This window comes from Gammaproteobacteria bacterium (assembly GCA_037388465.1).
In the GTDB taxonomy this organism is placed as follows: Bacteria; Pseudomonadota; Gammaproteobacteria; order SpSt-1174; family SpSt-1174; genus JARRKE01.
Genome location: JARRKE010000075.1, coordinates 1 through 10,724, shown reverse-complemented (window position 1 = coordinate 10,724; position 10,724 = coordinate 1). Strand labels below are relative to the sequence as shown.

The 10,724-nt window shown below is 64.3% G+C and carries 12 protein-coding genes; 8 read left to right on the top strand and 4 right to left on the bottom strand.

Going from position 1 to position 10,724, the window contains the following annotated elements; genetic code table 11:
- The 8 genes from P8Y64_11960 to P8Y64_11925 all read left to right on the top strand — a co-directional run.
- The coding region (locus P8Y64_11960) for a MotA/TolQ/ExbB proton channel family protein (GenBank protein ID MEJ2061178.1) at positions 1–576 on the top strand (576 nt) is incomplete at its 5' end.
- Positions 573–974, top strand: coding sequence for a biopolymer transporter ExbD (locus P8Y64_11955; protein ID MEJ2061177.1), 402 nt, complete (start codon positions 573–575; stop codon positions 972–974). The genes P8Y64_11960 and P8Y64_11955, both read left to right, overlap by 4 nt.
- Positions 971–1,783 (top strand): TonB family protein, encoded by an 813-nt coding sequence (locus tag P8Y64_11950; GenBank protein ID MEJ2061176.1) that lies wholly within the window; start codon positions 971–973, stop codon positions 1,781–1,783. The genes P8Y64_11955 and P8Y64_11950 overlap by 4 nt, the downstream gene beginning before the upstream one ends.
- A 322-nt stretch (positions 1,784–2,105) precedes the next feature.
- Positions 2,106–4,301, top strand: a complete 2,196-nt coding sequence (katG, locus tag P8Y64_11945; protein ID MEJ2061175.1) for a catalase/peroxidase HPI — start codon at positions 2,106–2,108, stop codon at positions 4,299–4,301.
- Between the two features lie 126 nt (positions 4,302–4,427).
- Entirely contained in the window at positions 4,428–4,574 is a 147-nt protein-coding gene (locus tag P8Y64_11940) for a hypothetical protein (protein MEJ2061174.1), read from the top strand.
- Between the two features lie 252 nt (positions 4,575–4,826).
- On the top strand, positions 4,827–6,095 hold the full coding sequence (locus tag P8Y64_11935) for a diguanylate cyclase (GenBank protein ID MEJ2061173.1): 1,269 nt from the start codon (positions 4,827–4,829) through the stop codon (positions 6,093–6,095).
- Positions 6,092–6,514 carry a thioesterase family protein gene (locus P8Y64_11930; GenBank protein MEJ2061172.1) on the top strand — a complete coding sequence of 141 codons (423 nt, stop codon included), beginning with the start codon at positions 6,092–6,094 and terminating at the stop codon, positions 6,512–6,514. The genes P8Y64_11935 and P8Y64_11930 overlap by 4 nt, the downstream gene beginning before the upstream one ends.
- A 93-nt stretch (positions 6,515–6,607) precedes the next feature.
- Positions 6,608–7,024 (top strand): hypothetical protein, encoded by a 417-nt coding sequence (locus P8Y64_11925; protein MEJ2061171.1) that lies wholly within the window; start codon positions 6,608–6,610, stop codon positions 7,022–7,024.
- Between the two features lie 19 nt (positions 7,025–7,043).
- Here the strand turns inward: P8Y64_11925 and P8Y64_11920 are convergent, their stop codons facing one another.
- The 4 genes from P8Y64_11920 to P8Y64_11905 all read right to left on the bottom strand — a co-directional run.
- Positions 7,044–8,165: a hypothetical protein gene (locus tag P8Y64_11920; GenBank protein MEJ2061170.1), complete on the bottom strand. Its 1,122-nt coding sequence runs from the start codon at positions 8,163–8,165 to the stop codon at positions 7,044–7,046.
- Between the two features lie 61 nt (positions 8,166–8,226).
- A complete protein-coding gene (locus P8Y64_11915) occupies positions 8,227–8,751 on the bottom strand; it encodes an iron transporter (GenBank protein MEJ2061169.1) in 525 nt (174 codons plus the stop codon).
- A gap of 85 nt (positions 8,752–8,836) precedes the next feature.
- Positions 8,837–10,087, bottom strand: coding sequence for a 4Fe-4S binding protein (locus P8Y64_11910; GenBank protein MEJ2061168.1), 1,251 nt, complete (start codon positions 10,085–10,087; stop codon positions 8,837–8,839).
- A gap of 25 nt (positions 10,088–10,112) precedes the next feature.
- A partial coding sequence (locus P8Y64_11905; protein ID MEJ2061167.1) for an FTR1 family protein occupies positions 10,113–10,724 on the bottom strand: 612 nt, incomplete at its 5' end.

Sequence of the window (10,724 nt, the reverse complement as noted above, 5' to 3'; positions counted from 1 at the left end):
CTGGCCGTCGTCATGATCGTCATCATGCTCGACAAGGCCTACGTATACTGGCGCTATGCGCGCCCCTCGCAGACCCTGATGCGCCTGGTCTACAACTACGGCTCCGCCTGGACCGAGCTGGAGCGCGAGGTGGCGGTCGCCAATCCCAACAACCACTTCGCCCGCTTTTTGCGGGTGATCCTGCAGGAGCGCGACAAGCCCGTGTGGTGGACGGAATCGCGCGCAGGCGACGAGGCGCTGGAGGTCGAGCGGTCGTTGAGCCGCGGGTTGTGGGTGCTGGAGACCATAGTCACCGCTGCCCCGCTGCTCGGCCTGCTGGGCACCATCAACGGCATGATGAACGCCTTCGACCTGTTCGGCGCCAAGGGGCTGGTGGATCCGCACGGGGTGACCTCCGGCGTGGCCGAGGCGCTGATCGCCACCGCGCTGGGACTGCTCATCGCGCTGGTCGCGCTGTTCGGGTTCAACTTCTTCTCGCGGCTGCAGTCGCGCACCCTGGACGAGATGGAGCGTCTCGGCACGCGGCTGATGGACCGGGCGCGCCTGGACGTGCATGAGCAGGAGGCAGTCGCATGAAGCTGCCCCGGTCGCGCACCTATCGCCGCGGGCGTATCGAGATCATCCCGATGATCGACGTGATGTTCTTTTTGCTGGCGACCTTCATGCTTGCCTCGTTGTCCATGCAGAACCTGCACTCGCTGCCCGTGAACCTGCCACAGGGCTCGGCGTCGCCCGCGCACCCCACGGCACCCGTCACGCTGACGGTCACCCGGGACAACCGCATCCTGCTGAACCGGACGCACGTCACGCTCAAGACCCTGACGCAGACCCTGAAGCCGCTGCTCAAGGGCGATGACCCGGCCGTCATCGTGGCCGCCGACGAATCCGCCAAGGATGGGGTGGTGGTGCGCGCGATGCTCGAGGCGCGCCATGCCGGGGTCAGACGCTTCCTGATCGCCGTGCGTCAGCAATGACCGAAACGGTTTTATGGGGCGTGCCGCGCGCGGACAATCCCGCGCGGCGTCTGGTCTGGACCGTGCCGCTTGCACTGCTGCTGGTGCTGCTGGCGCTGCTCGCGGTCGGTCGCCTGATCAGCCTCGCGCCGAAAAAGCCGCATCACGAGCGGCCCGTCGAGGCGCGCATCTACGAGCTGCCCTCCTCCAAGGCCTCTGCGCCCAGCCGGGCATCGCGGGGGGCGTCGGCAGGAACCGCCACACCGAGCCGGTCCGGGACGCAGGCCGCGGCACGGTCCGAACATTCGACCGCAGCGCACAGCAGGGGCAGGGCGTCGCACGCGTCGCAGTTGGTGCATCAGGGTCGACTGCCCAGGCAGGCGGCGCAGGCCGCCACGCATCAGGGGCAGCCCACGCATCACACCCGGCAGATCAACTGGGCGGGGATGAACGGGCAGATCAACTCCGCGGTGTCGTCGGTGTTGAACCGGGCATCCTTCGCGCAGGTTCACGATCCGCACACCCTGGTGGCGCATTACTACCTGGCCACGGTGCTGCGGGCGCTGCAGCGCACTGGCGACATGAACTACCCGGGGCAGCTGACCGGCGAACCCGTGGTCACCATGGTGATCGACAGCCAGGGTGAGCTGGTCGCGCTGCGCCTGGTGAACTCCTCCGGCAACGACCGGCTGGACCGCGCCGCCGAACAGATCGTGCGGCAGACCGCGCCGTTCCCGCCTTTCCCGGCGGCGCTCGAAAAGCGCACGCCGCGGCTCAAGCTCACCATCAACATGAAATTCCGGGGCAACAAGAATCTCCTGCCGGAATAAGCCACCGCTGCGATACGCGCCGTGTTCTATAGCGATTGGCTATCGCAAAAATTTAAATAATGAATTAGCTGGATTACCAATCGGGGTCCAGACTCGAAACAGGTCGGGCGGCATAACGCCCGGCCGGTGATTCCGCGAGGAGGAAACGACAGGTCGGCGTGCGCCGTGCTTCTTCACCGTCGCCGATGCCAGGCGCAACTTTGCGTCGAAGGTCTATACCTGGGAAGGCACCCGGGACCTGGTCGGTCACAACGCCCGGGAATCACGACAGTTCCAGACGGAACGACCTGAAGAGAATCTCAGCCAACATCGGAGGAGAAAGATGGACGAAAAAACTGACACGACCGCAGGCAAGTGCCCGGTCATGCATACGTCTGTTGGAGTGAAGTCGAATCGCGACTGGTGGCCGAACCAGCTGAACCTGAAGCTACTCCAGCAAAACTGCCCCATGGGCAATCCCATGAGCGAGGACTTTAACTACACCGAGGCATTCAAGAAGCTCGACCTCGGGGCCGTGAAGAAGGACCTGTACGCGCTGATGACCGATTCGCAGGACTGGTGGCCCGCAGATTACGGTCACTATGGGCCGCTGTTCATCCGCATGGCATGGCACGGTGCGGGCACCTATCGCATGGGAGACGGGCGCGGTGGTGCGGGCTCGGGGCAGCAGCGCTTCGCGCCGCTCAACAGCTGGCCCGACAATGTGAATCTCGACAAGGCGCGCCGGCTGCTGTGGCCGATCAAACAGAAGTACGGCAACAGGATCTCCTGGGCCGACCTCATGATCCTAACCGGCAACTGTGCCCTGGAGTCGATGGGCTTCAAGACCTTCGGCTTCGGCGGCGGACGCGAAGACGTCTACGAGCCCGAGGAAGACACGTACTGGGGGGCGGAAACCGAATGGCTTGGAGATACTCGGCACACCGGTGATCGGGATCTCGAAAATCCTCTGGCTGCCGTGCAGATGGGTCTGATCTACGTGAACCCGGAAGGGCCGGGCGGCAAACCGGATCCGATTCAATCCGGCAGGGAAGTTCGAGAGACCTTCGCGCGCATGGCGATGAACGATTACGAGACCGTGGCGCTCACCGTCGGCGGCCATACCTTCGGCAAATGCCATGGGGCCGGCGATGCGGCGCTGGTCGGGCCTGCGCCTGAGGCGGCCCCTATTGGAGAGCAGGGCCTCGGCTGGAAGAGCAGCTATGGAAGCGGCAAAGGCGGCGATCAAATCGGCAGCGGTCTGGAAGGGGGATGGACGCCGACCCCGACGCAGTGGGACAACAGCTATCTGGACATGCTGTTCGGCAACGAGTGGGAGCTGACCAAAAGCCCGGCGGGCGCCTGGCAGTGGACGCCGAAAGAGGCGACGGCCAGGAATATGGCGCCGGCCGCCGACGATGCGTCCAGGCGGGTTCCGATCATCATGACCGACGCGGACATGGCGATGCGTATGGACCCGATCTACGAGCCGATTGCGCGGCACTTCCACGAGAACCCGGAAGAACTGGCGGACGCCTTCGCCCGTGCCTGGTTCAAGCTGACCCACCGCGACATGGGACCGAAGGCCCGCTACCTCGGCCCGGAGGTTCCGGCAGAGGAACTGATCTGGCAGGACCCGGTACCGGTGGTCGATCACGCGCTGGTCGACGCGGCCGACATCGCCGATCTCAAGGCGCGGGTTCTTGGCTCGGGGCTGTCCGTATCCGAGCTGGTCTCGACCGCCTGGGCCTCGGCGGCCACCTTCCGCGGCTCCGACAAGCGCGGCGGGGCGAACGGGGCGCGTATCCGCCTTGCGCCGCAGAAGGACTGGGAGGTCAACCAGCCCGCCCGGTTGGCGGAGGTGCTGAAAACCCTGGAGGGTATCCAGGGCGAGTTCAACACCGCGCAGACCGGCGGCAAGAAGCTCTCGCTTGCCGACCTGATCGTGCTGGGCGGTTGCGCCGCCATCGAGCAGGCGGCGAAGGACGCCGGGGTCGATGTGGAGGTGCCCTTCGCGCCGGGGCGCACGGACGCCGCGCAGGAGCAAACCGACGTGGACGCCTTCGCCGTGCTCGAACCGATGGCGGACGGGTTCCGCAATTACCAGAAGGCCAAATACAGCGTGTCGGCCGAGGAGTTGCTGGTCGACAAGGCGCAGCTCCTGACCCTGACCGCGCCTGAGATGACGGTCCTCGTCGGCGGCATGCGCATGTTGAACGCCAACGTCGGACAGTCGCAACATGGCGTTTTCACCAGGCGCCCCGAGACGCTGACCAACGACTTCTTCGTCAACCTGCTCGACATGAGCACCGAGTGGAAGGCGACCTCGGAAGACGGCGACGAGTTCGAGGGACGCGACCGCGCAACGGGCGAACTGAAGTGGACCGCCACCCGCGTCGACCTTGTCTTCGGTTCGAACTCGCAGCTCCGCGCGGTCGCGGAGGTCTACGGGCAGGACGATGCGCAAGAAAAGTTCGTGCAGGACTTCGTGACGGCCTGGAACAAGGTCATGAATGCAGATCGCTTCGACCTTGCCTGATCTTGGCCGAACGACCTTTCCACGAAGGCTTCCTGGCGAGGGTGTGTGACGGACGGGCGCAGGGACGCGCCCCTTGATGAACGATCGCCGTTCGAGAGAAACCCGCCTGCGCAGAGAGGCCTGACCATGAATCTGTACACGCGTCGCGTTGCCGCACCGGCCTCCCGCCGCCAGCCGTATCGTCGCCTGAAACAGGTTGGCGTGCTTGGATTCCTGTTCTTTTTCGCCAAAGGCATGGTCTGGCTGGCTGCCGCGGCCTGGATGTTGTGGTAGCGGCTGTCGCTGTCGATTCCTCGTCCCGGTGTCACTTAAGCGCGGTTTTTTCTCAGCGCCGGTTCGAACCGCACGCCGGATCCGGCCGGCTGGTTATTAATTGGCCGATTTGTTGGTCAAGCGGCTTTCTGGGTTATTCTCCGCGTTGTAAGTTTATGTCAAGAAGCCGGTAGGAGCGGGCTTCACGCATTGGACAGTACGTCGGGCGCGGGACATGCCCGAATGCTGGCTGGCAATCATCATTCTCGAATCATGTCCGAAGCGTTCATTTCGCCTGATCTGCTGGAGCGGCTGCCTGCCGCTGTGATCTTGTTCGTCGGTGACCGCCTGCGTTACGTCAACCCCGCGACTGCTGATCTGCTCGAGGCGGAGAGCCCGCAGGTGCTTATCGGGCGGTCGGTCATGGAGTTCATTCATCCACTGGATCAGGCCCGCATCACGGCGCGGATCCGCCGCGCGGAGCAGAGTCCCCACACCAACCCGCCCACCGAGTTTCGCATTCACACCTGCAAGGGAAATCTGCGGGTCGTCGGCCTGACCAGCGTGACGTATGAAACGGGAGAGACCAACGGCGTGCTCGCAGTCTTCATGGACATGACTGCCCGTTCGGAGATGGAGGCGCGGCTGCGTGAAAGCGACGAGAACTTCCGCGCCATGCTGGAAAACATGCAGGACGTTTTTTACCGCACCGATGCGGAAGGGATCACCCGCTTCGTGTGCCCCGCGGTACGCAACGTGCTCGGTTTCGAGGCGGAGGAGATCATCGGGCGCCCGGCGGCGGATTTCTATCCTGACCCTAATGATCGTCAGATACTGAAAGACGCCATCTTGCGCGACGGTGCCGTGCGCGACTTTCCGGGGCAGATGGTCTGCAAGGACGGACGGGTGATCGACATCTCAATCAGCACGCGGGCGCTGTACGATGAGGAAGGCCAGTTCGCCGGCGTCGAGGGTATCTGGCGTGATATCACCGAGCGCCGGAATCTGGAGCGCGAGTTGGAGCGCCGTGCCACGATTGACCCGCTCACCGGTATTCACAACCGCGCCGCAATTCTGGATAGGATCGTAGAGGGCGTGAGCCGCAGCCGGCGCCACAATCGACCGTTCACGCTTTTATCGCTTGACCTCGATCATTTCAAGGCGGTCAACGACCGTCACGGCCATTTGGCCGGTGACCATGTGCTGCGCTGTTTTGCCGATGTGGTGCTCGGGCAGTTGCGCAGCGAGGATCACTTTGGCCGTTTGGGCGGCGAGGAATTCTGCATCCTGCTTGAGGAATTGGAGCGGGAAAAGGCCGAAAAGGTGGCTGAGCGCATTCGCGCCGCCGTCGACGACATGGTTTTTCAGGATGTACAGGCCGGTTCGCTGAGCATCTCGGTCAGTATCGGCGGCGTGTATTGCAGCGCCGACGTGCAAAGCATCGAGCAGTTGCTGGACCTTGCCGACCATGCGCTGTATGAGGCCAAGCGTAACGGTCGCAACCGGGTGTTCTGGATGGCAGGGGGCAACTGCGAAGGATGAAACCGACTCTCACACCCGGCATTACCTACGAACACAAGTTCGTGATTCCTGCCTCGAAAACGGTGCCCGCGCTGTACCCGGAAGCGCAGGAGTTTTTGGCCATGCCGGAGGTTTTCGCCACCGGGTTTCTGGTCGGCTTTCTGGAATGGGCCTGCATCAAGGCCGTCAATCCACATCTGGACTGGCCGCAGGAGCAGACGGTCGGGACGCACATCGACGTCAGTCACGAGGCGGCCACGCCGCCGGGGCTGGAGGTTACGGCAACCGTCGAGTTGATCGAGGTGGATGGCCGAAGGCTGGTTTTTGCCGTCGAGGCCCACGACGGCATGGATTTGATCTCCAAGGGGCGGCACGAGCGCTTCGTGATCGACAAAACGCGATTCGACGCCAAGGTCAGGGAAAAGCGGGGCGACGCGTAGCCGAGACGTAGGGCGGTTTCGCCTGCGGTTTAAGGTTGGATTAAGTCCGGTGTACTAGGGTTTAGGTATACCAACGAGCATCGGAGTCCGACCATGTACGAGACCGTTGCAATACGTTCGAAATCCCCTTCGCTGGCCCTCATCGCCCTGGTTTTGGCCCTGTTGTTGCCGCTGCCGGCGCTTGCCTCCGCCAATGGTGCGCTCAACGTCGAGACGCAGGCGGGCCCCGATACCCGGATCAGTGCCGTACAGGTCGCCCCCCAGGAGACCCGCTACCTGGTACGCGGCGAGGTGCGCCTGCTGCCGGATCCGCTGCCGCATTCCAATCCGGGGCGGGTCGTATTGGAGGCCGTAGCGGACGGCAAGGTGGTGGCACACAGCGAGGCGGTGGTGTACCGCGTGGTCACGGCGAATCGGCGTGACCGGCTGTTCGGCTTCCGTGCCACCCTGCCCCGCCAGCTGCCGCCGGAGACGGTGCTGCGCATCCGCCACCTGCCCGCAGCCCGCTGAAGCAGGGCGCCACCCCTCGTCAGAAGCTCACACCCATGCGTGTGCCGACGACCCAGGTTCCGTCCTGGGTCGGATCGAAACCGCTGTGTGCAATGTGCTGTAGATCGGCGGTTACGGTCAGGCCTTTCGCTACCTCCATGCGCCCGTAGATCTCGGCCTGGGTGAGATCGCTGTGCGGGTCGGTGAGCTCATCCGACGCATAGGTCTGTGACACCCCGGCGCCGATGATCACCCTGTCCAGCGGGTAGCTGTAAGCCAGGCCGAGAAATCCGGCAGCGGCCTGTACCTTGGGGTCGGCCCAGCCGGCGCGCAGATTCCACTGTCCCTTGCCCAGCCCGCCCGAAAGATTGCCGTAAACGCCGCTGGCCGGGTTCTCGCTCAATCGATCGTCGTCGATGCCGTCCCCATCGGTATCGTGCTTGCGCGTGTTCGTCCAGTAGCCCAGGTTCGCCGTCATGCTGTTTCCCGCCCATTGTCCCTCCAGCGCCGCGAAGGCGCCGTTGCCGTCGCGGCCCAGATCGAACGCGCAGCGATAGCAGGGCTCGATGCCGGTGGCGTTGGAGAGCACGGCCGCAAGGCCGAAACCGCCGCCGAGGCCGGCGTTGTAGGCCATGCCGAGCGTGGCGGCGGGCATGTCGATGGTGGGGTTGTGGAGAAACGATGTGCCCATGAACTGGGTGAACTCGTCGCTGGCGACGTCGTTGCCGTCGATCCAGCCGGACACGTCGATCAGGCCCCCGGCCAGCGATCCGGCGCCCACGTCGTGCCGATAGAACAGCTGCCAGGCGACGATGCGGCCCTCGTCGTTGTTGTCCAGCGTTTCGCCGACGCTGGCGTTGGCCTCCGGCAGGACGCTGCTCACCCCGTCGGTTATCGGCGTGGTGGCGCCTTTGACCTCGACTTCGAGGGCGCCCCCGGCGAGGGGGGCGCTGATGCTCAAGTCGATGGCGCCGCTGAATTCGTCCTTGACGTCCTGCCCGGCGATGGTGGACTGCCCCGCATGCTGGTACGTGCCGATGACAATGCCCTCGATGGTGGCATCCTCGGCTTGTACCGTGCCCGCGAACAGGAGCGAGGCGCAGGCTGCGGACAGCAGGTGGCTGGGCCGAGCCGGGGCTCGGCTGACGTGTGGTTGTTGCATGTGATCCCCGTTATGTCATGTAACGTTATAACGTTTAATTCAGTTTGCGCGGTATGGCAAGTCAGTAGCCGCCCTTTTTACCGACGCCGACGTAGGCGAACTCCCAGCTGACATCGAACGGTGCCCACCACTTGGCAACCCCCGTTTCCTTGTCCGTGTGGCGGTAGAAGCCCTGGTAGGGCGGCGGTGCGATGTGATAGGTCAGGCGGTATTTGCCGGGGCCGTCGAGTTTGACGTTGGCGCCGTAATGCGGACCGTCATTGGCGACCATGGCCATGAAGGCGCCGATGGCGGACCAGTCGCTACCGATCTTTTCCAGCCGGTAGGTAATGCCCAGGTAGGGCACCCATTCGCCCGGTCCGAACCCGTTGGGGTTTTTTGCCTGGGCGCGGATATCGGCCTCGAGATGCACGTCGGCATTCCCGCTCATGCCAGGCATCATGGGTTCCATCATCACCGGCTGCAGATACACCGCACCGATCTCCATGCCGTTGCGCTCCACCGGCTTGCCGATCTGGATTTCCGCCGCCTGCGCGACCCCCGCGGCCAGCAGCGTGGCCGTGGTGATGAGGCTGGAAAGGATCATGAGTTTGCTTTGCATGGTTGGTCTCCTTTTGGGACGCTGATTAAATTAATGAGAATCATTTACATTTTTGAGCAAAAAAACACGCTCAACTACCGGCCAGGGCGGGCCACCAGGCCGCCGCGACCGCCAAGGCGCCGGTGGTCCCCGGCAATAGCACGATTGCGGCATGCACACCGCGCAGCCCCTGGCCGGCGAGAATGCGCCGCCCAAGGTCTATTCCCCACAACAAGGCGCCGGCCAGCAGCACGAGCTTGATGGTTACCGCCCACTGTCCCGGCAGGTCCGCGAACAGTTCTCCCCCCAGGCCCAGCAGCAGGGAAACCATGGCCACCGGTGCGAACTGATAACCCAAAGCCACAAACCGGGCGTGAAAACCGCCGCCTGCGCCGAGTTTTCCGGCGAGCCATGCCGCCGCGGCGTTGAGGGTGCCGAGCACCAGGGTGAAGGCCAGCATGATTGCCAGCATCCAGCCGACGATCAGGAAAAAATCCAGCCACACGAACACTTCACGTGATCCGGGGTGGTTGACCATCAGCCAGCCGGGGCCGGGATTGCCGATCCAGTACATACCGTGATTGATGGCCCAGACGCCGATGTGTTGGCGTAGCCATTGGTACTCTGGAAGGACCAGCCACAGGAAACCGCCCAGGGCGACACCGGTACCCAGCAGCAGGAACCACAGTTCCGAGACGGCGGGATGGTGATGTTGGATCTCCGCCACCTCGGCGCCCGGTGCCCGCAGCCGCAAACCCAGCCCGCCGCGCCGCCCGGGCTGGACGCAACGCATGCACATGACGCAATGGCGGCTTTCGGTCTTGCGGTTGATGTCGATCATGAGAAAACCGATCAGCAGCGCGGCCAGCAGCGTGCCCCCGAACACCTCCAGCAAGGCGCCAGGATAGTCGCGCACACCGACCGTCTGGCCGAGGATGGTGATCAGCACGAAACTGAGGATGGGCGTGCCTTCCCAGCGCAGCCAGGCGGGGACGGGGCGTTTCAGGCCGATGCGGTTCATCCACTGCGATGCCGCCCCCATGGGGCACAGCACCCCGCACCAGCTGCGCCCGCTGACCAGCACCGAGAGGAACACCAGCGGAAACCACAGTCCCCAGATCAGCCAGTTGCTGAACGCCGCCAGCCGGGTCGCCGTGGGGCTGGCGGGCAGCAGCACCGGACCCAGCAGCAGGGCGAGGAATGCCACGAACATGAAGGCGTGCACCCATGGCAACCAGGGTCGCAGCCGCGCAGCGGCATGCTCGACCTGGGCGGCGACCGACCCCTGTTTGGGCCCGGTGGCGGTTTGCTCGACCTTGACCGGGATCGGGAACGGCGTCATTGGGCTCACTGGGTCGGGTTCCCGCTCAGGAGGCGCGTTCCGCGGTTGCGGTCCGGCGTTGACGGTTGCTGCCGAACAGCTGCATCAGGGTGTAGATGCCGATCAGCGTCACCGCATAGAACAGCACCTGGATACCCATGGGGCGGTCGTTGTATCCGACCAGGATGTGTAGCAGCGTGCCCAGCCAGCTGTCCTGCTGAAGCAGCCAGGCGCTGTCCCACACCTGCTGGGAGATGGCAGGGAGCAGGCCGGCCTGGTTCAGGTAACCGGCTGCGTTCGCCGCCAAGCCGGCCGCAAGCAACAGCACCAGCCAGCCGGTGATGGTGAAGAAGTGTCCGATGGGAATGGCCAGCAGGCCCCGGTAGATGACGAAACCCAGCACGGCGCCTCCTACCAGGCCCAGCAGACCGCCCAGCAGCAGCGCGCCGTTGCCCGCGCCGCTGGCCGACAGCCCGTAAAGGAACAGCGCGGTTTCCGAGCCTTCACGCAACACCGCGAACAGGGTGACCAGTGCCAGTGCCGACAGCGGTTTGGCGCCGACGCTGACATCGTGGCCGACCTGTTTCATTTGCGCGGCCAGCTGGCGCCCGTGGGCGCTCATCCAGACGTTGTGCCAGGTCAGCATGGCGACGGCGGC

What these genes read in the sequence shown, in the direction of transcription:
- P8Y64_11955 (MEJ2061177.1), top strand. Translation starts at nt 573, where the DNA reads ATGAAGCTGCCCCGGTCGCGCACCTATCGCCGCGGGCGTATCGAGATC.
- P8Y64_11950 (MEJ2061176.1), top strand. Translation starts at nt 971, where the DNA reads ATGACCGAAACGGTTTTATGGGGCGTGCCGCGCGCGGACAATCCCGCG.
- katG (MEJ2061175.1), top strand. Translation starts at nt 2,106, where the DNA reads ATGGACGAAAAAACTGACACGACCGCAGGCAAGTGCCCGGTCATGCAT.
- P8Y64_11940 (MEJ2061174.1), top strand. Translation starts at nt 4,428, where the DNA reads ATGAATCTGTACACGCGTCGCGTTGCCGCACCGGCCTCCCGCCGCCAG.
- P8Y64_11935 (MEJ2061173.1), top strand. Translation starts at nt 4,827, where the DNA reads ATGTCCGAAGCGTTCATTTCGCCTGATCTGCTGGAGCGGCTGCCTGCC.
- P8Y64_11930 (MEJ2061172.1), top strand. Translation starts at nt 6,092, where the DNA reads ATGAAACCGACTCTCACACCCGGCATTACCTACGAACACAAGTTCGTG.
- P8Y64_11925 (MEJ2061171.1), top strand. Translation starts at nt 6,608, where the DNA reads ATGTACGAGACCGTTGCAATACGTTCGAAATCCCCTTCGCTGGCCCTC.
- P8Y64_11920 (MEJ2061170.1), bottom strand. Translation starts at nt 8,165, where the DNA reads ATGCAACAACCACACGTCAGCCGAGCCCCGGCTCGGCCCAGCCACCTG.
- P8Y64_11915 (MEJ2061169.1), bottom strand. Translation starts at nt 8,751, where the DNA reads ATGATCCTTTCCAGCCTCATCACCACGGCCACGCTGCTGGCCGCGGGG.
- P8Y64_11910 (MEJ2061168.1), bottom strand. Translation starts at nt 10,087, where the DNA reads ATGACGCCGTTCCCGATCCCGGTCAAGGTCGAGCAAACCGCCACCGGG.